At 46.0% G+C, this 24,315-nt stretch carries 24 protein-coding genes; 14 read left to right on the top strand and 10 right to left on the bottom strand.

All coding sequences use genetic code 11. The annotated features are described in order from the left end of the window. Positions 1-16: 16 nt before the first annotated feature. Together DEHRE_RS12035 and DEHRE_RS12030 are read right to left on the bottom strand one after the other, a co-directional pair. Positions 17-1,300: a hypothetical protein gene (locus tag DEHRE_RS12035; protein WP_019226793.1), complete on the bottom strand. Its 1,284-nt coding sequence runs from the start codon at positions 1,298-1,300 to the stop codon at positions 17-19. An 80-nt stretch (positions 1,301-1,380) separates the two neighbouring features. Continuing rightward, on the bottom strand, positions 1,381-2,307 hold the full coding sequence (locus tag DEHRE_RS12030; RefSeq protein ID WP_019226794.1) for an alpha/beta hydrolase: 927 nt from the start codon (positions 2,305-2,307) through the stop codon (positions 1,381-1,383). Between the two features lie 148 nt (positions 2,308-2,455). Between DEHRE_RS12030 and DEHRE_RS12025 the strand changes: the two genes are divergently transcribed. Next, entirely contained in the window at positions 2,456-2,974 is a 519-nt protein-coding gene (locus tag DEHRE_RS12025; RefSeq protein ID WP_019226795.1) for an HD-GYP domain-containing protein, read from the top strand. A gap of 129 nt (positions 2,975-3,103) precedes the next feature. Here the strand turns inward: DEHRE_RS12025 and DEHRE_RS15050 are convergent, their stop codons facing one another. The 3 genes from DEHRE_RS15050 to DEHRE_RS12015 form a co-directional block, all read right to left on the bottom strand. Further along, positions 3,104-3,247: a hypothetical protein gene (locus DEHRE_RS15050; RefSeq protein WP_019226796.1), complete on the bottom strand. Its 144-nt coding sequence runs from the start codon at positions 3,245-3,247 to the stop codon at positions 3,104-3,106. A 19-nt stretch (positions 3,248-3,266) separates the two neighbouring features. Further along, positions 3,267-3,461: a hypothetical protein gene (locus DEHRE_RS12020; protein ID WP_019226797.1), complete on the bottom strand. Its 195-nt coding sequence runs from the start codon at positions 3,459-3,461 to the stop codon at positions 3,267-3,269. A gap of 312 nt (positions 3,462-3,773) precedes the next feature. Further along, complete coding sequence (locus DEHRE_RS12015) at positions 3,774-4,097, bottom strand: nucleotide pyrophosphohydrolase (RefSeq protein ID WP_019226798.1); 324 nt, start codon at positions 4,095-4,097, stop codon at positions 3,774-3,776. A gap of 125 nt (positions 4,098-4,222) precedes the next feature. Here DEHRE_RS12015 and cdaA point away from each other — a divergent pair, with 125 nt between their 5' ends. From cdaA to glmS, 5 genes are all read left to right on the top strand, one after another. After that, positions 4,223-5,050, top strand: coding sequence for a diadenylate cyclase CdaA (gene cdaA, locus DEHRE_RS12010; protein WP_015043824.1), 828 nt, complete (start codon positions 4,223-4,225; stop codon positions 5,048-5,050). Beyond that, positions 5,037-6,284 carry a CdaR family protein gene (locus DEHRE_RS12005; RefSeq protein ID WP_019226799.1) on the top strand — a complete coding sequence of 416 codons (1,248 nt, stop codon included), beginning with the start codon at positions 5,037-5,039 and terminating at the stop codon, positions 6,282-6,284. The genes cdaA and DEHRE_RS12005 overlap by 14 nt, the downstream gene beginning before the upstream one ends. A gap of 11 nt (positions 6,285-6,295) precedes the next feature. Then, positions 6,296-7,903 carry an NAD(P)/FAD-dependent oxidoreductase gene (locus DEHRE_RS12000; protein WP_019226800.1) on the top strand — a complete coding sequence of 536 codons (1,608 nt, stop codon included), beginning with the start codon at positions 6,296-6,298 and terminating at the stop codon, positions 7,901-7,903. A gap of 87 nt (positions 7,904-7,990) precedes the next feature. Beyond that, a complete protein-coding gene (gene glmM, locus DEHRE_RS11995; RefSeq protein ID WP_019226801.1) occupies positions 7,991-9,337 on the top strand; it encodes a phosphoglucosamine mutase in 1,347 nt (448 codons plus the stop codon). A gap of 720 nt (positions 9,338-10,057) precedes the next feature. Beyond that, the gene (gene glmS / locus DEHRE_RS11990; protein WP_019226802.1) at positions 10,058-11,887 is read left to right on the top strand and encodes a glutamine--fructose-6-phosphate transaminase (isomerizing); all 1,830 of its coding nucleotides are present in this window, start codon (positions 10,058-10,060) and stop codon (positions 11,885-11,887) included. A 168-nt stretch (positions 11,888-12,055) separates the two neighbouring features. Here glmS and DEHRE_RS11985 read toward each other — a convergent pair whose 3' ends face one another. After that, positions 12,056-13,045 carry a sigma-54 interaction domain-containing protein gene (locus DEHRE_RS11985; protein WP_019226803.1) on the bottom strand — a complete coding sequence of 330 codons (990 nt, stop codon included), beginning with the start codon at positions 13,043-13,045 and terminating at the stop codon, positions 12,056-12,058. A 187-nt stretch (positions 13,046-13,232) separates the two neighbouring features. Here DEHRE_RS11985 and DEHRE_RS11980 point away from each other — a divergent pair, with 187 nt between their 5' ends. Then, positions 13,233-13,586 (top strand): hypothetical protein, encoded by a 354-nt coding sequence (locus DEHRE_RS11980; protein ID WP_019226804.1) that lies wholly within the window; start codon positions 13,233-13,235, stop codon positions 13,584-13,586. Between the two features lie 258 nt (positions 13,587-13,844). On the opposite strand, the gene yedF is transcribed toward DEHRE_RS11980, so the two are convergent. The 3 genes from yedF to DEHRE_RS11965 all read right to left on the bottom strand — a co-directional run bounded on the left by yedF (position 13,845) and on the right by DEHRE_RS11965 (position 15,656). After that, positions 13,845-14,183, bottom strand: coding sequence for a sulfurtransferase-like selenium metabolism protein YedF (yedF, locus tag DEHRE_RS11975; protein ID WP_019226805.1), 339 nt, complete (start codon positions 14,181-14,183; stop codon positions 13,845-13,847). A gap of 104 nt (positions 14,184-14,287) precedes the next feature. Next, the gene (locus tag DEHRE_RS11970) at positions 14,288-14,518 is read right to left on the bottom strand and encodes a putative Se/S carrier protein (RefSeq protein ID WP_019226806.1); all 231 of its coding nucleotides are present in this window, start codon (positions 14,516-14,518) and stop codon (positions 14,288-14,290) included. Between the two features lie 43 nt (positions 14,519-14,561). Next, entirely contained in the window at positions 14,562-15,656 is a 1,095-nt protein-coding gene (locus DEHRE_RS11965) for an aminotransferase class V-fold PLP-dependent enzyme (protein ID WP_242836954.1), read from the bottom strand. A 282-nt stretch (positions 15,657-15,938) separates the two neighbouring features. On the opposite strand from DEHRE_RS11965, the gene DEHRE_RS11960 reads away from it, so the two are divergent. The 5 genes from DEHRE_RS11960 to DEHRE_RS11940 all read left to right on the top strand — a co-directional run bounded on the left by DEHRE_RS11960 (position 15,939) and on the right by DEHRE_RS11940 (position 20,831). Beyond that, positions 15,939-16,832: an RluA family pseudouridine synthase gene (locus DEHRE_RS11960; RefSeq protein ID WP_025206110.1), complete on the top strand. Its 894-nt coding sequence runs from the start codon at positions 15,939-15,941 to the stop codon at positions 16,830-16,832. A 307-nt stretch (positions 16,833-17,139) separates the two neighbouring features. After that, positions 17,140-17,709, top strand: coding sequence for a LemA family protein (locus DEHRE_RS11955; protein WP_019225988.1), 570 nt, complete (start codon positions 17,140-17,142; stop codon positions 17,707-17,709). A 10-nt stretch (positions 17,710-17,719) separates the two neighbouring features. Further along, positions 17,720-18,484 (top strand): TPM domain-containing protein, encoded by a 765-nt coding sequence (locus tag DEHRE_RS11950; RefSeq protein ID WP_019225989.1) that lies wholly within the window; start codon positions 17,720-17,722, stop codon positions 18,482-18,484. Positions 18,485-18,550: 66 nt separating this feature from the next. After that, positions 18,551-19,480 (top strand): cysteine synthase A, encoded by a 930-nt coding sequence (gene cysK / locus DEHRE_RS11945; protein WP_019225990.1) that lies wholly within the window; start codon positions 18,551-18,553, stop codon positions 19,478-19,480. A 67-nt stretch (positions 19,481-19,547) separates the two neighbouring features. Then, the gene (locus DEHRE_RS11940) at positions 19,548-20,831 is read left to right on the top strand and encodes a homocysteine synthase (protein ID WP_019225991.1); all 1,284 of its coding nucleotides are present in this window, start codon (positions 19,548-19,550) and stop codon (positions 20,829-20,831) included. Between the two features lie 197 nt (positions 20,832-21,028). On the opposite strand, the gene DEHRE_RS11935 is transcribed toward DEHRE_RS11940, so the two are convergent. Next, complete coding sequence (locus tag DEHRE_RS11935; RefSeq protein WP_019225992.1) at positions 21,029-21,949, bottom strand: selenium metabolism-associated LysR family transcriptional regulator; 921 nt, start codon at positions 21,947-21,949, stop codon at positions 21,029-21,031. A gap of 230 nt (positions 21,950-22,179) precedes the next feature. Between DEHRE_RS11935 and DEHRE_RS11930 the strand changes: the two genes are divergently transcribed. Both DEHRE_RS11930 and DEHRE_RS11925 read left to right on the top strand, forming a co-directional pair. Next, positions 22,180-22,944 carry an acyl-CoA dehydratase activase gene (locus DEHRE_RS11930; protein WP_019225993.1) on the top strand — a complete coding sequence of 255 codons (765 nt, stop codon included), beginning with the start codon at positions 22,180-22,182 and terminating at the stop codon, positions 22,942-22,944. Positions 22,945-22,963: 19 nt separating this feature from the next. Beyond that, a complete protein-coding gene (locus tag DEHRE_RS11925; protein ID WP_019225994.1) occupies positions 22,964-24,106 on the top strand; it encodes a double-cubane-cluster-containing anaerobic reductase in 1,143 nt (380 codons plus the stop codon). Positions 24,107-24,315 lie beyond the last annotated feature (209 nt).

Here is a 24,315-nt window from a genome sequence, read left to right as displayed (position 1 = left end):
CTCTCTGTTAACTCGATTAAAGATTGCATGTAATTTCAATGTCGATGCCGTTTTCCGAAAGGAACTCAAAAAAAGTACGTTGAATTTCAGTTTCCCGGAAGGGTGAACTAAAACTTACAGCCAGCCTGTCATTGTAGGAGCATATGCTGATATGAGGCATTCTGGCGCTGCTGCAAAGGCTAAACTGCCGAATATAGCGTTTGAATTCTTCTGGAAGCAAGATTTGACCAATATTCGTTATTGCCGCAGTGATCCCCCTGTCAGCAATTTTACTGGCCAGGCGCAGTGAATAATCCTTGAAAGGCAAAGGAATAATCCGGGTCAGAAGATTCTTTTCAATTGACATTAATTGATTTAAGCGTTGATTTAAGCTTTCTGCAGTAAGCTCTTTTCGGAAGTCCTCACTTACACCTCGAATCACGTCTTGAAAATCGGGGCTTTCTTGGCCAAAGGGATAACCAATATTCATCGTGCTGAAAAAATTTCTGGTTGTCTCAGATTGGAAAAAATTCCGCAAATTAATCGGGACGGACAAAACCACGGGATCATTCTTCGTGCGTACAGGCCTTTCTTTATGTAGGGCATAAATAAACAAGGCGGCAATAAAAACAGTCAAAGTAGCATTATATTTATGTGCTAATCCCAAAGCTTCCTTGGCAGACATCGAACCTTCGATTACTTTCACTTTGTTTTCATCCAGCCTGGTTCCACGGATGCGATAAGTCCGGGCTGTTTTCGCTTTGTTCGGGTTATCCATCAGCTTCAGAATATCCAGATCCCGGCCTTCAAAATACCTGCCGAAACTGTCATCCATTTTTTCGCTGATCGAGGCGTTTGGCTTGAATTCAGGGATTTGGTCCGCAAAGGCTTCCTTATGCCGCAGACGGATATAATGATAGACCAGGGTTTTCATGAACCAGAGCGCCCCAGTACCGTCAGATAAAGCATGAAAAATTTCCAGATTGATTCTGTTATGGTAATAGGACACACGGAAAAGCAAATTCTTTCTGTCATCAAGATAGATCGGCGCACAGACCGGATCAGACTCCCTTTCAACTACAGGATGTAGGTCGCTGGTCTGAAAATAATACCAGAATACGCCTTTCCTTAAGACGGATTTGTAAAACGGAAAATAATCCATCGTGATATTCAGGGCTTCCTGCAACATTTCAGGATCTACAGCGTTATAGAGTTCACAGGCGAGCCGGAATACTTTCGTGTCTTTATTGCTGCATGTTGCCGGAAAGATCTTAGAGGCATTATCCAGTCTAGTCCACTCAACGCTCTTTCGCTGTCTCATTCGATCACCTTTCTGATATCGTACTATGTTAACCCAAAAATTAGAATATTGAGAATCTGCTTGCCATCATATTATAATTTTTAGGTTGACAATGTACTGCCATCTAAAAAAGAATTAATCACCTTATAGCATGTGATGAGGTGCTCCGTGTTCCATGCCAGCGAGAAGAAACCATGAACAGCGTCTTTCATTCGATATATCCTGACATCGTTGCCGGATTCCCTCAGACGTATTCCATAAGCCTCCCCCTCATCGCGGAGTGGGTCAAATTCAGCCGTGATAATCAGTGTCTGGGGCTGATTCGATAAATCTTTAGCTAAGAGTGGTGCCGCGTAAGGGTTGTTGCGGTCTTCTTCTCTTTGGACATATAGATCCATATAATCCTGAATGCGTTTGGCAGTTAATATATAATCTGTACCATTTTCCCGTATAGACGGAAATGGAGAGCTTGGGCTATGATCAATATAGGTTGCGGGATAGATGAGTATTTGACGGGGGGGCAGAAATTCACCCCTGTCTCTGGCCATTAAAGACACGGCTGCTGCCAGATTGCCGCCCGCACTGTCCCCAATCAAGGTAATATCCTTGGGACTGCATTGCAGCAGATCATAGCGTAAGGATAACTCCCTGGCAACATGATAACATTCCTCAATGCCAGCTGGGAAGGGGTTTTCCGGCGCTAAAAGATAATCTACGGAAATAACCGTATGATTGGTCTGATCCGCCATTTTGGCACAGACATTGGTGTAGGAATCAATGTCTCCAGTAACCCAGCCTCCGCCGTGAAAGAAGATTAGAACTCTGGGGATTTCTTGGTTTTCAGGACGAAAAATGCGCACCGGGATTTCTCTTGAAGCAACAATGATCTTATGGTCCAATAAATTGTACAGCGGCTTAAAATATGGATGTACAACCTTCTGGACTTTCCGGTAGATCTTATAGGTCTTCTTAATATTTACATCCGGATAGGACAGTGCTTTTAAAAGCCTTTTTCTGAAGCGTTTCATTGAACGACCTCTCTTTCGCTGTGCTATCCTATCCTGATTCCATTATAATCGAAAAACGCAAGTTTATCGATTATAATTCCACATTTGCTAGCGGCAATTTGTTCCCTTATTTGATGCTTGTCCATATACTGATGAAGGGGGGATTGGAATGAATGATCCCTGGGATTTGAACCATCAGATAAGGACACAGCGTCTGGCCCTCCAAATAGCGAGGAATTTAGGTATTGTCAAGGAGGAACAATTAAAGCCAATTAGTATTGCTTCACGACTTCACGATATTGGGAAAATAAGCATCCCCTCAGACATTCTCCTGAAACCCGGAAAATTAACTGATTCAGAATTTGCGGTCATCCGGATGCATCCCGAAATTGGTTGGGCGGCAATATCTAGGGTCAATTTCCCATGGCCGATCGCTGAAATCATTCTTGAGCACCATGAAAATATGGATGGCTCGGGGTATCCCCGCGGTTTAAAGGGGCAGGAAATACGATTTGAAGCCAAAATTATCAGAGTCGCGGATACTATCGATGCGATGGCAAGTGATAGAGCATACAGGGCAGCCCAGTCGAAACAGGAAATCATTTCGGAGTTAAACCGCGGAAAAGGACTCATTTATTGCAAGGAGATCTGCGAAGCTGCGATAGCCTATCTGACAGCCGAATCATAATCGAAGAACAAAAAAATCCAAATAAATAATAATAATTAAAATGAAGAGAAAATAAGCCCAAAGAAATACCAGACAGCATGAATTATCTGGTTTTTTCTTTGGGCGAATCTTTTGCCGGGCAGCTGGTTCTTACTTGCTTTTTTTAAAAGCCAATAAGACCAGTTCTTCATTGTTAGCTTTGTATTGAGAATTCAGGGTTGATTCAGCTTGTTTGACCTGATTTAGCTGGGTCTGATCAAGTTGGGCAAAATCCATATGCATGACACTGTCCACGGCTTAAGACCTCCTTAAATTAAAAGCGGTGTTCATATAAGTCAATCCCGCCCAATATCATATGGGCTAGACCAAACCCGATGATTCCGGCACTGATTAGGGGATATACTTCCCTTTTGTTCATACCGTTTTTTTTCATATCTTTGACCCTTAAGGCAACACCGGCTGCTGTGACTGCAGTTCCTAATGCGCTGGGTATCAAGCCTTCCCGCATCGTCATTCCCTCCTAAATTAAAATTCTGTCTTTAGCTTTAACCAATTTAGCAAATTTTATTAGCTGTCTTTAAATGAAATTTTTTGACAATTGATAAAATCTCTAACTTAGATAGAAAAATACCCCTGCGTCCAGGGGTATTAGATAAGTTTGCGCCAAGTCTAATAAAATATGTATCTCAGCCTACTTTAGCATAATGAAATATTGATGGTCAATAGATTTTGCCAAGTACTGGGTAGGGTGAATAAAAAATATTTTACTAATTACAGAAAAAGGTATAAAATGGTACTTGTTGTAAATGCGCCCGGCTAGTCATTCCGGCTGTTTTCTGGTCCAGCGGTCGCTATCCCGGAGACGGTATTTTTCCATCATTCCTTCAAAGGATTTTTCAAGGTCTATCTGAAGCGAATTGGCCATACATATGATGATAAACAGAATGTCGGCCATTTCCAGCGCAAGATCACCCTCCTGCTCGGACGGTTTCTTGGGTTTTTCTCCGTAACGATGATTAACCTCTCTGGCCAGCTCGCCAACTTCTTCGATCAGCCGGAGCATCATCGAAGAGGGCTGCCAGTAACCCTCTTCAAATTGGGAAATCCAATTATCGACTTCTTTTTGCCAATCTTTGATATCCATCGCGAACAATACTCCCTTGCAGTTTATTGTAAGTTCAATTTTAAGGGAATTTTTTCTGTCAGGCAAGGAATTTAGGGATTAATGTAGAATCATGATCCATTGATCTATTTTTAAGGAGTGAGACAGTGGCATATCTGCAGACGTTTGCACAAATGGTTCAATGGAAAGATTTCGTAGATATTGTCGTTGTCGCGATCATTATCTATCAATTGCTTATGCTGATTAAAGGAACAAGGGCCGTCCAATTAATCAAGGGTCTTTTTGTGTTTATGGTCATTTCTTTGATTGCAAGGCAGCTTGGACTTACAACGCTGAACTGGATGGTGGAAAAAGTCTGGACCATGCTGGTGGTTGCGCTGCCTGTCGTTTTTCAGCCTGAGTTAAGAAGGACCCTGGAACAGATTGGTAGAGGTAAGTTTATTACCATGCACCCGGCGACAACCGGACCTGAGGAGTATAAGAAGCTGATCGAGGAAATTGTCAGGTGCAGTCAGGTTTTATCGCAAAGCCGCATTGGCGCTTTGATCGTCCTTGAAAAAACAACCGGGATTCAGGAATATGTTGAGACCGGTGTTAAAATTGATGGGGTTGTCTCTTCAGAGTTCCTGGTCAACCTATTTATTCCAAAGTCGCCGCTCCATGACGGCGCGGTGATTATCCGTGGGGACAGAGTTGCGGCTGCAGGCTGTTTTTTGCCTTTGACCCAGGATAACGGGCTGCAGAAGGATTTGGGGACCAGACACAGAGCTGCTTTAGGGCTTTCAGAAGTATCAGATGCGCTGGTTATTATCGTATCTGAAGAAACTGGTGTCGTTTCTACGGCCAAAAACAGCAGGCTCACTCGCTTCCTCGATGAAAAGAGCCTCCGCGATCTTTTAAAGAATGAGATACTGGTCGAAAAAGCTTCCGGGCACAATCTGTTCCGAAGAGGTGACAACAATGCCAATACGTGATATTTTACGGCGAAACCTTGGATATAAAGTGATCTCTCTGGTCCTGGCGATTGTTTTCTGGATATGGCTGACCAGCCAGAATAATTCCTCAATTTTTTCAAAGAATATTGATACCCGGCAGCTGGTGTTTTACAACCAGCCCTCCAATATTGGGATCATATCGCCGGTTCCGACGATTACGATCAGGATTGACAGTTCCTCCCAAGAAAGCAGTGTCAAAGACCTGGTTGCTTATGTCGACCTCAAAGACGCTGTAGCCGGGGAATCCACCTATGATGTTCAAATTAATGCACCGGAAGGTATAAAAGTTGAAGAAATCAGTCCGAAAACAGTGACATTAAAGCTGGATCGGCTTGAAGACAAGATTGTCAAGGTTCAGGCCAACGTTAAGGGTGAACCGGCTTCCGGCTATGTGGCAGGCGAACTGTTATTCACTCCTTCCGTGGTCAATGTACGGGGACCTGCGTCGGTCCTGGCCAACCTTACAAGCGTCACCGTCGATGTAGAATTTACAGATCTCACAGAGAGCAAAAGTGTGGTTAGGCCGGTCTACTTTACTGATAACCAAAATGCGGGGATTTTTGACGCGAATCCGTACCCCACACTGCAGGCTTTTCCTGATACTGTTGAGGTAATCATGCCGGTATATGCAAAAGGGACGGCGAGTAAAACTGTGCCGCTCCGGGTGGTAACTAAAGGGACACCTGCGGATGGAATGGAAGTACGGCTCGTGACTCCGCTTCCGTCACAGGTTCAGCTCGTTGGTAAAGAGGAAGAACTTGAAGCGGTCGAATATTTAAATCTTGGGACCATTGATATCAGCAGAATTACCAGCACCAAAACCATTAATGTTTCCCTGAATTCAATTGCTTTGCCCAAAGGAGTGTCTTTCAGTAAGGGAACAAAAATCAGCGTCATGGTTTATGTCGGTGCCAAAGCGGAGAATGAGATCCTGAAAGGGATACCGGTCGGGATTAAAAATATTCCCGACGGACTGACTGCTGATAACATTCAGCCGATTGATGTCACGGTCAGCGGATATCCGGATATTCTTAAAGCGCTGAAACAAGAGGATATTTCCTGTTGGATAGATGCTAAAGGACTGAAGGAAGGGACATACTCCGACGTATCGGTACTGTGGGAAGTCCCATCCGGGGTGACGATGGTTAGCATACCCAAAGTGCAGCTTGTTCTGAAGGCAAGCACAGCAACTTCCGGAGATAATAAAGAATAGAGTTGGATAGATTGAATCTGATTTGGTCGGATCTAAAGCTGCCTGTGGACCAGGATGAGGGGGAATTGCCGGATATTCTGGCCCGCAGATTAAGAGTGACACGCGAAAAGATCAATAACCTGCGGATACTACGGCGTTCTGTTGACGCACGCCAAAAGCCGGAGCTTTTTTTTGTTTATACCGTTGAGTTTTGTGCTCAGATTTCCGGTCCGGAATTAAGAAAAGCAATGGCCCATTATCCGCGGCTGAAAGAAAAAGTGTTTGTCCCGGAGCACCCGCTAAATGGCTACCCGGCGTCCAAACTTGCTTTCCGGCCGATTGTGGTGGGGACAGGACCTGCGGGATATTTTGCTGCGTTGACCCTGGCCCGGAAAGGCTACAGGCCGCTGGTGCTGGAACGTGGAGACAAAGTTGAAGACAGAAGTGGAACAGTTGAACACTTTTGGAATACAGGAATCCTCGATCCGGAGAGTAATGTCCAATTTGGGGAAGGCGGTGCCGGGACATTTTCCGACGGCAAGCTGACCACTCGGATTGATGACCGAAGAGTACGGGAAGTATTAGAAAGTTTTGTGGAATTCGGAGCCAGCCCCGAAATTCTGTATGCAGCCAAACCACATATCGGAACCGATATACTGAAGAAGGTCGTCGCGGCAATGCGGGCTAAAATTGAAGCTTTGGGCGGTGAGGTGCTCTTCCGGACCAAAGTGACCGGCTTGAAAACCGCCAACAATCAACTGGAGGCTGTGGAGATCGATGGTGCGGAGATGATCCCGGCGGAAACGGTGATTCTAGCAGTCGGACACAGTGCGCGGGACGTTTATCAGTTCCTGAAGGTTCTTGGCGTGCAGCTAGAAGCGAAGCCTTTGGCGGTCGGGCTGCGAATCGAGCACCGGCAGGAATATGTCAACCTGACTCAATATGGGGTCCCTTTCCACGCTCGGCTAGGTCCAGCAGACTATCAGCTGACCTATAAAGATATAAGCAGCGGCCGAGGCGCTTATACGTTTTGCATGTGCCCTGGCGGACAGGTGATTGCCTCTTCTTCCGAAGACGGAGGGATCGTCACCAATGGGATGAGTAACTTTTCCAGGGACACTGCCATTGCGAACAGTGCGGTTGTTGTGACAGTCAGTCCCAAGGACTTTGCTTCTAGCGACCCATTAGCAGGGATTGATTTTCAGAGAGAATGGGAGCAGAAGGCTTTTCTGGCCGGAGGAAGGAATTACTGGGTACCCGCTCAGTCGGTACAGGATTTCTTGCGGAATCGGCTGACTAAGAAATTTTCGCTTGTACCGACGTATCGGCCGGGATATACATCGGTGGATCTGCATACGATTTTGCCGGATGAAATCGGCAGCGTGATCGAGAGAGCCCTGCTGGCCTTTGATCAGAAAATGAAAGGTTTTGCCGGTGCCGAAGCCACACTTTCTGGAATTGAATCCAGAACGAGTGCGCCTGTCAGGATCCTGCGCAATGAATCAGGCCAGTCCGTAAACCTGAAAGGTCTGTTTCCGGCAGGAGAAGGAGCTGGGTACGCCGGCGGGATCACCAGTTCGGCGGTCGATGGACTCAGGGCTGCCGAAAAATTGATGGCGCAATATACGCCCAAAGAGTAAAAAAAGTTGGAAAATCCAAAAAAAATAAACCAATTAACAGTATATATATAACCTTAAGTTGACTGGAAATGAAAGGGGAGCTTGAATTTGGCCAGACTTTTTGGAACGGATGGAGTCAGAGGAAAAGCAAATACGGAGCTTACGCCGGAGCTTGCTTTCAAACTTGGAAAAGCAGGAGCCTACGTTTTGGGAAAAGGGCAGGAAAAAGCCAAAATTGTCATTGGCAAGGATACCCGGATATCAGGAGATATGTTGGAGGCAGCGCTGGCAGCAGGTATTTGTTCGATGGGAGTCGATGTACTGAAGGCTGGGGTCCTTCCAACGCCAGGCATCGCATTTTTGACCCGGACGTTGGAAGCAAGTGCCGGTGTTGTCATTTCGGCGTCGCATAACCCTTATGAGGACAACGGTATTAAATTTTTTGCCGGAAGCGGATTCAAACTTTCGGACGAGCTGGAAGATGAGATTGAAGATACACTGAAGAGGATTGATGAGCTGGAATTACCTTCAGGCGGCGACATTGGCAGCATTGTGGAAGTCGAGAATGCGTCGGAGAAATATGCCGCATTCCTGAAAAAAACCTCCGTATCCCTGAAAGGGCTTAAAATCATCCTGGATTGCGCCAACGGCGCGGCTTATGAAGTGGGCCCAAAAGTACTGGCCGATCTCGGTGCTGAGGTCATACCACTCTATAACCAGCCTGACGGGATCAATATTAATGTTCACTGCGGTTCGACGCATCCGGAAGCGCTCGCTAAAGAAGTCCTGCAGCATGGTGCGGATCTCGGGCTGGCCTGTGACGGAGACGCGGATCGGATCATTGCTGTTGATGAGAACGGCAATATTCTTGATGGCGATGCGATCATGGTGATCTGTGCGCGAGCCCTGAAAGATAAAGGGAAGTTGGCCCATGATTCGCTGGTTGTAACCGTGATGAGTAACATGGGACTGCATAAAGCTCTCCGCAAAGCTGGCATCCGGATCCTTGAGACCAAGGTTGGGGACCGCTACGTCATGGAGAAACTGCTGGAATCTGGCGCAATCCTCGGTGGGGAACAGTCCGGCCACCTTATTTTTCTGGAACACAATACGACGGGTGACGGGCTGCTCTCTGGTCTGCAGCTGTTGTCCGTAATAAAAGAGAAAAAAGCCAAGCTGTCCGAGCTGGCCAAACAAATGAAACGATTCCCGCAGGTCCTGGTGAATACCAGCGTCGGTAGTAAAGACAAGATTATGCAGAATGAGCAAGTGAACCTGAAGGTCAGAGAGGTTCAGGAAAGCCTGGGCGAGGATGGCAGGATCCTTGTTCGTCCGTCCGGTACGGAGTCTCTGATCCGGGTCATGCTGGAAGGACCGGACCAGCAGGAGCTAACCAGGCTGGCTGAAGAAGTCATCAAGGTGGTCAGTATTGTCGATCAGAATGACCTTGGCTGAAAAGGGTTAGAACCCTTTGACGGAAAATGTAATAGAATAAAAATGTAATAGACCGGCACCAACCAAGTTTTTTTCGGATAATCTTCAGATAATCTTGAGAAAATAAGTCTGTACCTATTTTCTCATATGGATTATAATAGGAAAGTCGGAAGCATTGCTGGTCTGTTACATTGATAGATAATAGACTGCTTATGAGGAGGTGGTTGGGAATAGGTTCAGGGACTAAAAAATGAATAGTGGATAATTTTGACGGTTTACAGTATACAGTTTACACTGCGGATCTTTCCGCACAGAAATGTAGCGCCAGAACCCATTTTGGGTTGACGAGGAAGAGGTTAATCGAAGTTTTCGGCGGGTGCCTCTCGGTGGCTTGTCATCGTTAGATTCGTTGCAAATCCGGAAAGCAATTTCCGGGACAAGAGCGGATCAAACAGGAAGAAGGTTTTCTTTGCGGAATCCCTTCAGTTGTCCGTGCTTTTCTACGCCCGATTGCGAAGCAGTTGGGAAAGAAGTCACGAACAGGGTTAACAGGTCTTGACTTGTTTTGATTTGTCTTGCCTTGTTATATCTTCTCTCACTTTATGTTTGTATGTTAGAGATCTGTAGCCGTCCTTGACGGCTATTTTTTATGGCTGACGGAAATATAATGTTATAGGAACACGTCATGAATGAGACAACAACTAAAAAATTATTAAAATTGAAACGAGGAGAACAAAAAACATGTGTGGTATTGTAGGATATTTTGGAGAAAAATCGGCTGTTCCAATTTTGGTTGAAGGTTTAAGAAAGCTTGAATATAGGGGATATGATTCCTCGGGCATAGCGGTCATGGAAGAAGGCGGGATCCGGATCACCAAGAGTGTTGGGAAACTTGTCAACTTAGAGGAAAAGCTGGGCAACCGCACTTACAATGCAAGAATCGGAATCGGCCATACCCGGTGGGCAACGCACGGCAGACCGTCTGATGTGAATGCTCACCCTCATATGGACTGCCATGGAGATTTTGCCGTTGTACATAACGGAATTATTGAGAATTATCTCGAGCTTAGAGAATGGCTGACTGCGGAGGGACATCTTTTCCGTTCCGAAACGGATACGGAAGTGCTGGCTCATCTGGTCGAACATTTTTATAAAGGGGATCTCCAGGACGCAGTCAAAAAAATGCTGGCCAAGGTAGAAGGGTCCTATGCAGTCGTCGTTTTGAGCTATAAGAATCCCGATGTTATGGTTGCAGCCCGCAAAGACAGTCCGTTGATCGTCGGTATTGGAGACGGAGAATATTTTGTCGCGAGCGATATCCCGGCTGTACTTAAATATACGAGAAAGACGTACATCATGGAAGACGGGGAAATGGTGACCGTCTCGGCCGAAGGTTTGAAGTTCTCCGATTTTACGACAGGCGAATGTGTTGAAAAGAGCGTCTTTGAAGTCACTTGGGATGCTGTGGCAGCCGAAAAAGGCGGTTACGAGCACTTTATGCTAAAAGAGATTTTTGAACAGCCGAAGGCCCTGCGGGACACGCTGGCCGGAAGACTGAACCACGACCATGTTGTGCTGCAGGAAGTGGATCTTACCCCGAAAGAGGTTGCTTTATTCAATAAAGTAGCAATTGTTGCCTGCGGAACTGCGTATCATGCCGGACTGATCGGCAAAGGGCTAATTGAACACTGGGCCAAAATACCGGTCGAAGTCGATATCGCTTCAGAGTTCCGGTACAGAGCGCCTTTGATTGATGATAAAACTCTGGTCGTTGTAATCAGCCAGTCAGGAGAAACGGCCGACACCCTGGCAGCTTTGCGCGAATCAAAAAAGAAGGGAGCCAGAGTTATCGCGATCACCAATGTCGTCGGCAGCTCCGTGGCTAGGGAAGCACACGATGTGATCCACACCTGGGCGGGACCGGAAATTGCCGTGGCCTCGACGAAAGCTTATACGACCCAGATCGAAGGAATGATCCTGCTTGCACTTTATCTTACGCAGGCCAAAGGAACCATGCCGAAGGAATGGATCACCGAAATTATTTCCGAACTTGGCAAAATTCCTGATAAAGCGGAGATTATCCTCAAAGAAGGAGCTGAACGCATTAAGACCCTAGCCAGGTACTTTGAAGAAGTGGGCAGCGCATTCTTTATCGGGCGCGGCCTGGACTGGGCAGTTGCGCAGGAAGGTTCTCTGAAGCTTAAAGAAATCTCGTATATTCACGCTGAAGCCTATGCTTCAGGTGAGTTAAAGCATGGCACGCTCGCGCTGATTACAGAGGATACACCGATTATCGCGCTCGCAACCCAGAGGGACCTGTACGAGAAAACGGTCTCGAATGTGATCGAGGTTAAGGCCAGGGACGCCAAGGTCATCGGGTTTACGTTTGAAGGAAATACCGATTTCCACAAGTCGGTTAATGAAATATTCTATATCCCGGAGACCGTCAATGAGCTTGCTCCGCTCTTAACGGTGATTCCACTGCAGCTTCTGTCCTACTATGTTTCTGTCGCCAGAGGGAACGATGTCGATAAGCCCAGGAACCTGGCTAAATCAGTGACGGTTGAGTAATATGAAGCGTATTTGGTAATCCTACGGAAGATACTGAAAAAGCCGGCCAAATAAAGTTTTTAACAAAAAAAGTAGCCCCCTGAATGTGGGCTGCTTTTTTGCTCTCAACTTATTGCCGTTTTCCAACGGAAGCTCTATAACTAGGGCGTTTGCGCGCCCTGGTATATTTTACTTAAGACCATACTCCTTGATTTTTCTGTACAATGTTGATTTTGATAAGCCCAGCTCTCTGGCCGCTTCGTCTTTGTTTTTATTTTTACACAAAGCATGCATAATGGCTTCTTTTTGTATATCCCTTAAAGGCAGCGGATCATTGCTTTGTGTTACACTTACGGTGGTTTGCCTGTGTTTGATTTCATTCGGAAGGTCTCCGATATTCAGTATGCCGTTTTTGGCTTTAAAGACCGCATACACCATCGCATTTTTTAACTGCCTGATGTTTCCGGGCCAGGTATATTCCACAAGCGCTTTATAGACCTCAAAACTTAATTTGGGTGGTTCACATTGTAGTTCTTTACTGATCTGATCCAAAAAATAATGCGCGAGCAGGAGAATATCCTTTCCTCTGTCCCGCAACGGGGGTATGTCGATCGCTAAAACGGATAAACGGAAATATAGATCGCTTCGAAATGTTTTTTCCTGTACCATTTGAAACAGGTTCTGGTTAGTTGCGGCGATAAGTCTGAAGTTTACCGTGGTGTACTTGCTGCTGTTGATCCTGACGACTCTTTTGTCCTCGAGGACACGTAATAATACAGGCTGGACTTCCAAAGGCATATCCCCGATTTCATCCAAAAACAAAGTTCCGCCATTGGCAGCCTCTATTTTACCGGGCTGACCGTTTTTGTTGGCTCCGGTAAAAGCCCCTCCTTCATAGCCGAATAATTCACTTTCAATTAAATTTCTGGGTATAGAAGCACAATTAAGGGCGACAAAAGGCCCTTCAGGACAATAATCATGATGAATTGCCTGAGCAAATATCTCTTTTCCTGTCCCACTTTCACCATTTAGCAGAACATTATATGTAGACTTGCTGATATTCCTGGCAAAATCAATGGCCTGTACGATAGGCCGGCTTTTCCCGACAATTGCTTCAAAAGTATGAATGGTGTCATGATTAAGTTGAGATTGCTTTTCAATTCTTTCTTGAGATAGCATGAAAATTTCGGCTCCTTTTGTTTTGTCGATTAGATGCTTAGGGTCAATATTATCATTATCTGAAAATTATGTCAATTCAAATTTTACCCAAGTGTTATAATCATCTATCAATAAAATTTGCCTTGTCAGACACTTAAGTAATATAATTATCTGAAAAAACCTGTTACTGGGTAAGGAGGTTATCCCATTGTCAACCTATCATGCAGCGGCATGGATGGTGCCTGCAGAAAGCGGCCTAAAAAAGAAACATGTCCAGAAGGTGCTCGCACTTTTGCCGGAGGACTGCGAACTGGTCCCGTTTGAGATTCATGGTAATAACTCCTCGGCTTACGGTTTTGCGACCATTGAGGTTATTGACGAAGAGGAAAACGGGCTGGAGACGATCATCGATCTGCTGGAACCGCTTGTCGAAGACTGGACGGAGGATTCTTCCGACTGCACATTAGACCTGCCGGGCGGAAAGCAGACCTATATCGGCTGTGACTACCGTACAGTAATGGTTAGCGGAGTAGATCCGGAACCGCACAGTCATCATCATTAAAATCGTTTAAGAGTAACAAGATACAGATATTTATTGAACAAGGTCAAGATCGTTGGCTATACTGCGAAATCAATTGCTGAGCGGCTAAAGAAAAAGGAGGAAATATGAATTTTCCCTCCTGAAGGATTTTATGTTAAAAACTCTGAAGGACCACTGAAACATGGTGAGTTGGAACGTGCTGCCAACTGGGTGAAGCAAGTAATATCGTAAGTCATTTTTGCTTAAACAGTATATTCCTGCGGCATAACTGAACGGATGTTACCCAAGGGTAATTACTTTCTCAGCCTCGGCCATAATATCCATATTCAGATACATGTTGCCGATTTCACCTACCTTGACCTGATCCTTCAGGTTGTAGAAGTCCAGGCAGATGCCACAGGCATAAATGGTAACCCCTTTATCGACTAAAGTCTTTAAAATGTTCAGAACTGGGGCATCTGCCGTGACCAGCTTGACGCCCTCGTGCAGGAATAAAATATGAGAGGGCAAATGGTCTCCCTCGCTCAGACTGTAGAGATAGGAATACATTAATTTTTCTCCTAGGATTTCTTCACCTTTACCGAAACCTTTACTTGTAACCAACAATACGTAACCCATAAAAAATGCTCCTTTCAATATCCAATATTCATTTATACAAAAAGACAAGAATCATACATCTTAAATCCAAAATTTAATATGATCCCTGAAGCAAAAAATAATCATCAATCCATACGGACAGCTTTGAGTGGGAGAATGTCATGCTGCTCCAAATACGCTTCAACACCCTGCTGGTCGGAGCAGGCGATCTGGATCGCGAGCCCGCAGCCCTGGTTAATTGAGGGAGGGACCGGTATCAGGACAAAAGGCCAGCTGCCTGAATTCAAAAGATCTTCTGCTTCAAGCGTCTGATGAACGGACCTGAAAACAAGGGCGACATTTTCCGAACTTGTCACATTGAACCTCCCAATATGGTGTTTAAAGCAGCCAATAACGCCGCTATATCCGACTCTGTTTGAAATAATTGATACTGATGCGCAATGCTCCGCGATCAATGGTTCCAGCTGTTTGATGGGCTAAGGGGGCACAATGCAGTCCGGAGCGGGTAACAATATCAAAGCGGCGGTCCAGCTCCAGAGCCACGCTGTCAGGGGTATGATTCCGGAAAACACAGGACACCAGGCCGACTCTCGCATTGATGTCACAGGGCCCCAGAATTTGGATTTCCGGGATATATTCCAATCCTTCAAGCAGGATAGACATCAGTTGAAGTTCATGGCTGCGGATCTTGGGGAGACCCTCATGCAATATGAATTCTACCGCAGCCCCAAGGGCCGCGATTCCCGGGATATTCCGTGTGCCGCTCTCCATCCCTTCCGGCCAGATATCCGGTTGTTCAAGGGTCAGGGAATGAAGGCCTGTCCCTCCATAAATCAGGGGATTCAAAACAAGATCTGGCCTGGCATAGTATCCGCCAACCCCTTGAGGTCCCGACAGGCTCTTATGCCCGGTAAAGGCTAAAAAATCGATGTGCTGGTCTTCCACGTCAATTGGTATCACGCCGGCAGTCTGGGCCGCATCCACCATAAACAGGCAATGGTGCGCTTTAGCGATTTGTCCGAGCTGCTTGATTGGAAGAATCGTGCCCAGCACATTCGAGGCATGCGTAAAACAAAGCAGGCGGGTATTGGGCTGGAAATTAGATTCCACGATAGCAGGATCCAAAAAACCCTCCCGGCTGCACGGAACAATTGTATAGGAAATTCCGCTCTTTTTGAGATATTCCAGCGGACGGACAACGGCATTATGTTCAAGGGAGCTGATCAGAACATGATCCCCAGTCTGAAGAAGTCCATGAAGTCCCACATTGAGCGATTCGGTGATATTCTGCGTAAAAACAATTCTCTCAGTATTTGCGATGCCAAACAAGCGGCTTAAAGCCTTTCTGGTATGAAGAAGCTCCCGCCCGGCGCGCAGAGAAGATTGATTGACACCGCGTCCGGCACTCCCTCCCTGACGCAGGACCCGGTCATGGGTTTCGTAGACCACCTCGGGTTTCGGCCAGGAAGTTGCGGCATTATCAAAATAAAGCAATTCCGTCTCCCCTTATCACATGGATTTAATATGACTTATTTTAGCATAGGGACATTGGATTTGCATCTTCTCCCGACAGAATCTGCTATCTCTAATTCCGATCGGTCCTACTGTCAAGTATTCAAGACATCAATCGATACCCAAATACAATTATTATTTATAATTCAATTGATGCTCCGGAATTTAATCAATGTTTTGAATCTAATTAAATTATTATTAACCAGATCGCGGTCAAAAATGGTGAAGGAAAAGCATGGTCAAAAGACATGAGAGAGGGATCTTATGAAGAAATTCCAAACATTTCGGATTACGGAAGAACATCAGGGCTTGACTGTCGAGCAGTATCTGAAAAGTATTTTACAATGTCCCGGCAGAAAGATTCAAAAGCTGACCAGAGCAGGCGGAGTGCGTCTCAATAAAAGAAATGCTTATCTTCAGAAAAAGATAAAAAGTGGGGACATCTTGGATGTTCTCGTTTTGGAAGATCAGTTCTTTGGGGTTAAGCCTGAGCCGGGATCGATTGACATTTTGTTTGAAGATCCGGCACTTATTATTTTATATAAACCAGCCGGCATGTTGGTGCATCCAGCAGGGCAAACAACCGGCGGAACGCTGGCTAACTATCTGGCGGAGTACTTTCGGGAAAATGGAGAGACAATTACCATTCGTCCTTTACATCGTCTAGATCGGGATACTACAGGCTGTGTGGTATTTGCCAAAGATGCACGAACCCAGTCTGAACTGGAAAAACAGTTACAGGATGGGAGGCTGAAAAGAAAATATTACGCAGTGGTCCGGGGAAGAATTGAGCCGCCATCCGGTTCTGTTGACGCACCGATCGGACCGCATCCAACACTGCCGAACCGGCGGGCTGTTCATGATCAGGGGGAGCGTGCGCTTACCCATTACAATACGATCAAGACTTTTGAAAATTATTCTCTGTTGGAGCTTACCCTTGAAACCGGAAGAACACACCAGATTCGCGTTCATCTCTCCTCACTTGGCCATCCTGTGCTCGGAGACAGAATGTACGGGAAGCGCTCCTCCCTGATACACAGACAGGCCTTGCATGCCAGATCCGTCTCGTTTTGCCATCCTGTGGACGGAAAGTTAATTGAAATACAGGCCCCTGTTCCGCCTGATTTGGAAAACCTAATCAGCCATCTTTCTTTATAGTTTTTGGGGAGTGACTTTTACCACCACCAGGTTCTGTAACGGTATCTCGGCCTGTATGCGCCAATGAAAAGGGGAAGTCCCAAAGGAAAACCGAAGAAGAACATGCTGTTCACCTCTTTATATATTGGTAGATATATCCAGATCCAATATATGTTCATTATGCTTAAAAATTATCTTGTCTATGATACCGGTCGTCTTGTTTCTTTATCCAAAAGGTAAAAAGGACAAAAAAGGATTTAAGATGTTTCTAAAATTATGTTAAGATGTTCCTAAGATCAAAAAGAAAATTACTGAATGGGGGAGAAAAATGAAAAAGACAGCTATTGTATTGGGAATTATCCTGATTCTGATTATGATAATTGGAGGTTCTTTGATCGGCAGCTATAACAGTCTGGTGACTGCTGATGAAAATGTAAAAAGTAAGTGGAGCCAGGTCGAGAACCAGCTGCAGCGCAGAATGGACCTGATTCCAAATCTTGTTGCAACAGTCAAGGGATATGCTGCGCATGAAAATGAAGTATTTACCGCTATCGCGGATGCGCGTTCGAAACTGGCCGGAGCCCAGACAATCAATGAAAAAGTAGCAGCGGACGATGAGCTGAGCAGTGCTTTGTCCAGATTACTGGTGATCGTTGAGAATTATCCGGATCTGAAAGCAAACCAGAACTTCATTGCCCTGCAGGATGAACTGGCCGGGACTGAGAACCGCTTGGCAATTGCCCGTCAGGATTATAATGAGGCTGTTCAAACGTTTAATACTTCTATTAAGCGTTTCCCGAGAAATATTATTGCAGGGATGTTTAATTTTGAAAGCTACACTTACTACGAAGCCGAGGAAGGAGCAGAAAAGGCTCCGGTAGTAAAATTTGGCGAGTAGGAGGACAGGAATGGCAAAGAAACTGCTTTTCGTATTCCTGGCTGTATTTTTGCTGACGGCAGGGGTTTGCCCTTCTCTGCTGGCAGTGACGCTGCCGGTCAAGCCGGCAACGGATATCTATGTACAGGATTATGCCGGTATGCTGTCAGATACAACAAAACAGGAAATTCTTAGAATTGCCGCTGCTCTGGATGAAAAAACCTCGGCCCAGATCGCCGTTGTGACGGTTGATTCCCTGGAAGGCAGCACGGTTGAGGAGTATGCCAATAAACTGTTTCGGGTCTGGGGCATTGGAGATCAGGAAAAAAACAACGGTGTATTGTTCCTGATCAGCAAAGATGACCGGGAGCGCAGAATAGAAGTGGGCTATGGTCTGGAAGGTAGGATTAATGATGCCAAGGCCGGTCGTTTTCTGGACCAGTCTACACCGTATTTCCAGGATGGGGATTACGACGGCGGCGTCTATCTGGTATTTAATCTCCTGGTCGCTGAGGTCTGCCAGGAATATGGTATTGATGATCTGGGGGCATCGGAGGAATTAGCAGCTGAAGAATCATCAGGATTTGATTATGACTGGATCATCATCATTGTTGTGCTCGTTATCATTATTTACTTTAACAGCCGTAACAAAGGCAAGCGGAGCGGCAATTTCCGTGGTCCTTTCGGGGGGGGATTCGGAGGCGGATTTGGAGGCGGATCTTCCGGCGGTGGTTTTGGTGGTGGCGGGTTCGGAGGCGGTTCTTCCGGGGGCGGCGGATCATCTCGAGGGTGGTAGAGAAGCATACCGAAAGTGTTCGCAGACATATGAAATATTGTCAGCTGGGTAAGGATGGTGCATAAAATGGGAAAAATATATGACGGTTTGACGGAGCTTATTGGCGGTACACCGCTGGTAAGACTTCATCATATCTCTGCCGGAATCAATGCGGAGGTAATTGCGAAGATTGAATCGTTCAATCCTGGTGGTAGCATCAAGGACAGGATCGCTTTGAATATGATTCTGGATGCCGAGAAAAAAGGCCTCATGACAAAGGATTCGGTGATCATTGAACCGACCAGCGGTAATACCGGCATTGGCCTGGCTTTTGTTGCAGCGGCCAAAGGGTACCGGCTGATCCTGACCATGCCGGAAACAATGAGTGTAGAGAGGCGGAAGCTGCTTCAGGCTTACGGTGCTGAAGTCATCCTGACGCCAGGTTCGGAAGGGATGACAGGTTCAATTAAAAAAGCAGCGGAGTTGGCCCGGGAAATCCCAGGATCCTTTATTCCCCAGCAGTTTGAAAATCAGGCCAACCCTCAAATCCATCGGGAGACGACGGCTGAGGAAATCTGGGCCGATACAGATGGCGAAATAGACATTCTGGTTGCCGGAGTTGGAACAGGAGGCACGCTTACAGGTATAGGAGAAGTTCTGAAGGTGCGTAAACCTGAACTAAAGGTGATCGCAGTGGAACCTCAAGGCTCTCCGGTCCTCTCAGGGGGCAGGCCGGGTTCCCACAACCTTCAGGGAATCGGAGCAGGGTTTGTTCCCGGAGTTTTAAACATTGACCTCATTGATGAAATATTCCAGGTGACGGATCAGGAAGCGTATCAGACGGGAAGAGAACTGGTGAAAAAAGAGGGAATGCTGGTCGGGATTTCCGCCGGTGCAGCCGCTTTTGCCGCCCTGGAAGTTGCCAAACGTCCAGAAAATGAAGGAAAAATGATTGTGGTCATTCTTCCGGATACCGGTGAAAGGTATATAAGTACTGAAATGTTTCAGGATAAATAAATATAATTGCGAACCCAGAAACATATGAACATATGAACATTTAAAAATATTTAAGAGGGGAAACAATATGAGCAAAAATAACTGGAAATTTGATACTTTGCAAGTACATGCCGGTCAGGTGCCTGATCCGACAACAGGTTCCAGAGCAGTACCAATTTATCAGACGACTTCGTATGAATTTAAGGATACGGATCATGCGGCTAAATTATTCAGCCTGGAGGAATCCGGCAATATCTATACCCGGATGATGAATCCGACGACGGATGTCCTGGAAAAGAGGATTGCAGCGTTGGAGGGCGGAGCTGCCGCGATTGCAACAGCATCCGGATCGGCCGCTGTCACGTATGCCATCTTAAATATTGCCGGTGCTGGCGATGAGATTGTATCTGCGAATACGTTGTATGGCGGAACGTATAATTTGTTTTCGACGACGTTGGCCAGACTTGGTTTAAAAACCACGTTTGTGAATCCCGATGAGCCGGAAAACTTCCGGGCTGCCATCACGAAAAAAACAAAAGCTATCTATATAGAAGCCCTTGGTAATCCGGGCATCAACATTATCGATATTGAGGCTGTGGCCCAAATCGCGCATGAAAATGGTATCCCGCTGATTATTGATAGCACATTTGCATCACCTTACCTTCTCAAGCCGATTGAATTCGGCGCGGATATTGTTGTGCATTCCGCAACGAAGTTTATCGGCGGACATGGCACGACAATCGGAGGACTGATCATTGATTCCGGAAAATTTGACTGGTCGGCAAGCGGCGAATTTCCGGGGATGACCGAACCTGATCCGAGCTATCATGGTCTAAAATACTTTGAAGCACTTGGACCGTTGGCCTATATTTCCAAAATCCGGCTGCAGCTGATCCGGGACACGGGAGCAACGATCAGCCCGTTTAATTCGTTCCTTTTGCTTCAGGGACTTGAGACTCTGTCTCTCCGGGTCAGACAGCATGTGGAGAACACCAGGAAAGTCGTTGATTTCCTCCAGGGTCATCCGCGTGTCTCCTGGGTCAATTACCCGGAACTTGAAGAAAACAAATACCATGCGCTAGCCAAAAAATACTTTCCGAAAGGAAGCGGTTCGATTTTTACTTTTGGGATTAAGGGCGGCATCAAAGAAGGCAAAAGGTTTATCAATAACCTGGAGCTGTTCTCTTTGCTCGCGAATGTCGCCGATGCTAAATCTCTTGTCATTCATCCGGCCAGCACGACTCATGCCCAGCTATCTGAGCAAGAACAGCTTGCTTCCGGCGTGACGCCGGATATGATCAGACTGTCCATCGGTATTGAGGATGCCGAAGACATTATTGCCGATCTGAAGCAGGCACTCGATAAAATCTGAGTGAGCCATAAAGTATTATGTATATATACGGGACGTAATCTAACCGCTCTTCGTCTATTAGCGCCCTCCTGGCGCTAATAGACGTGCTTTACATCCATGTTACGCTTGGATGGGTTAGATTACATCCCGTTTATATTTTTTAGAAGTGATAGATGGTTTCTAGGGTCATAAATTTTTATGCAGTCTAAAATGTCAAGTTAGTCAGGCAAAGATGCATATTGATTCGAAACAAGACCGGCTGATTCCAGGCAGAAGTGAATAAAAGTTTCTGCCCAGGGAGACAGGGTTCTTTTTTTATGGTGGGCAAAATAGAACATTCTTTTTTCGGGCAGTTCGGCAAGTTCATAGGCATTGATCTGTCTGCTTTTGACATAATCCAGAGCGGCTATGCCTGAAATGATTGAGATGCCAATCCCTTCCCTGACACTCTCTTTAAGAGCTTCGAGGTTGTCGCAGTAGCCGACAACCTGCAAGTCGGAAAGCGTAATACCTGATGTATGCAGCATTTGAACGACATTTGCCTGGGTGCCCGAATCTGACTTACGAAAAACAAAAGGGTAATCCACCAGTTCAGTAATGGAAATATGATTGTTTAAATGAATGCTGCTGGGTGTGATTAAGACCAGCTTTTCTTGCAGAAAAGGAATAAAAGTCAACTGATCCTCGTGGTATTGTTTACCCAGCACACCAATTTCGGCATCCCCGTTCAACAGCTTGGCTGCAACAATTTCCGAACCGCTCTGGTTAAGGACAAATTGAATTCCTTTATACTCCCCTAAGAATTTGGCCAATAAAGTCGGAATTGCATATTTAGCCGGAACGCTGCTGGCAGCAATATGCAGATGACCGTCAATTTTTGCAGTCCAGCCTTTCATTTCCCATAGTGCCCTGTCTTTTACATTGAGTATTTCCCTCGCCCATGGATATAATTTCTCCCCAAAAGGTGTTAAGACAATTTCCTTTCCAAGCCGGTCAAACAGTTTTTGACCAAAGTAGTGCTCCAGATTGCTTATATGCGTACTGACCGTCGACTGGCTTAAAAAAAGACTTTGGGCAGCCTTAGAAAAGCTGTTTTTTTCCGCTACTTGTGTAAAAATCTCCAATTGATGCAACAACATGATATTCACTCCCTCAGATAGGATAGGCTGTTAGTCTTTGCTTTATCCGTTAGTCCGTTAACGTTAATGATTTTATATTATCGTTATTATCGATAGATAGCAATCCTATTTGAAGATAAAAAGTATTTCAAGAAAGATCTGACGCTTGCTATAATAAAGTAATTTGAAAGCTTGAAGCAGAGGGAATTAATGCTTAATCAATTATTGAAAAGGTATGCTGGAGGCCCGAGATGAAATGGACAGTGGGTATCGACATCGGATCCGTATCAACCAAAGCAGTTCTTTTTAATGGAGAACAGGTTGATTCAAAAATTATTCCGACTGGCTGGAGCCCTTCCCAGGCAGGGCAGGAGGTTCTGGAGCGCCTGCTGAAGCCGCAGGGACTGACCCGTGATGATATTAGTTTGCTTGTCGGTACAGGCTATGGCCGTATTCAACAGGGAATGTTTGATAAAACGTTCAGTGAAATTACCTGCCATGCCCGCGGTGTACATTATCTGCTGCCGGAAGCCTGCGGGTTGATTGATATTGGCGGTCAGGACAGCAAGGTGATCGGTTTTGGCGAAAAGGGCAAAGTTGAAGACTTTGTGCTGAACGACAAATGCGCGGCCGGAACTGGAAGGTTCCTGCAAGTAACCGCCCAAACACTGGGCCTGGAGGTTTCGCAGTTATCCGCCCTCGCCGAAGATGCCGACCCGGCTGACATCAACAGTATGTGCGCAGTATTTGCCGAATCAGAAATCATCGGCTTGCTGGCGCAGGGCATTACTGTCGAAAGTATTGTCGCCGGTTTGTTAAAGTCCATCGCGAAACGCATCAGCGTGATGGCTGGGAAGATCCATTTTCAGGATACCGTTGCTTTTTGCGGCGGGGTAGCTCAGAACCAGGTGCTTAAAGACCTGCTTAGTCAGGAAATAGGATGCAGGCTGGCTGTGCCGCCGTGTCCTCAGGCTGTAGGGGCTCTGGGAGCTGCAATCCTGGGGTATGAATTATAAAAGAGGAGGAACAAGAAAAATGAGAGCTCAAACAATGGCTTACTTCGACCAGCTGATCCCTAGCGGGATGGTCATGGCCAAGGAGGCCAAGGAACAAGGCAGAAATGTAGTAGGGTATTATTGTGTGTTTTCCCCGATAGAACTCATCGAGGCTGCAGGGGCAGTGCCCGTAGGGCTTTGTGCGACCAAACAGGAACCAATAGCCGAGGCGGAAAAAGTACTGCCGCGTAATCTCTGTCCGCTGGTCAAATCCAGTTATGGCTTTGCTGTAAGCGGTAAATGTCCCTTTTTTCATTTTGCAGACATTGTCCTGGCCGAAACGACCTGTGACGGCAAGAAAAAGATGTACGAGCTGCTGGCGGAGCATAAGCCGATGATCGTGCTGGATATTCCGAACAGCTCCAATCTGGAAGACAGACAGGCCCATTGGGTCAAACAAATTTACCGAGCCAAGGATTATTTTGAAAAGAATTTAGATGTCAAGATCAGCAACGAGAAGCTCGCTGAGGTCATCAGGACCTACAACGAGGAAAGAAAGCTTTTAATGGAACTGGTTAGTCTCAATAAATTGCATCCGACTCCGATTTCAGGTACAGACCTGCTGAAAGTGCTGTGGGGAAGAAGCTTCCAGTTCAAACGCGATGAATACACCGCCAAGGTCAAGGAACTGATTGCTGAACTTAAAGAAATGACAGCAAAAGGTGAAGGTGCTTCCCAGCCTTCCAGCAAACGGATACTCATCACAGGCTGTCCGACGGGTACCGGACAGGAAAAAGTCATGCAGGTTATTGAAGAAGCAGGCGGAGCAATTGTGCTGCAGGAATCCTGCAGCGGCATTAAAGGTCTGGTTGATCTTGTTTCCGAGGAAATGGATCCGTTTGAAGCCCTGGCTGAAAAATACAGCAAGATCCCGTGCTCCTGCAGTTCCCCGAATACCGGCCGCTTTAAACTGCTGAGCAGACTGGTTCAGGAATACAACGTGGACGGGGTTGTGGATATCACATTGCAAGCCTGTCATACGTACAATATTGAGTCTTACTCGATCAAGGAACATCTGAAAAAAAATCATAATATCCCGCTTCTGCAGATTGAAACAGACTACAGTGATGCTGACCGCCAGCAAATCAAACTCAGAGTCGATGCCTTTTTGGAAATGTTGTAGAATAGCAAATCCTCTTCGAGTGCTGCTAATTAATGAAACCCACTTTCTCCTGCGAACATGAATCATCGCAGGGGAAAGTGGGTTTGTTTTTGAACCGTCAATTGAAATCTGATACAATTAAAAACAAGGCAATGGCAGGGGGAAAAATTGACAAGATTATCCGATATTAGCTAAGGTAACAAATAAATAGACTGTGTTTAACAAAATTA

This window comes from Dehalobacter restrictus DSM 9455 (genome assembly GCF_000512895.1).
GTDB lineage: Bacteria > Bacillota > Desulfitobacteriia > Desulfitobacteriales > Syntrophobotulaceae > Dehalobacter > Dehalobacter restrictus.
This window is presented reverse-complemented; position numbering and strand designations above follow the sequence as displayed.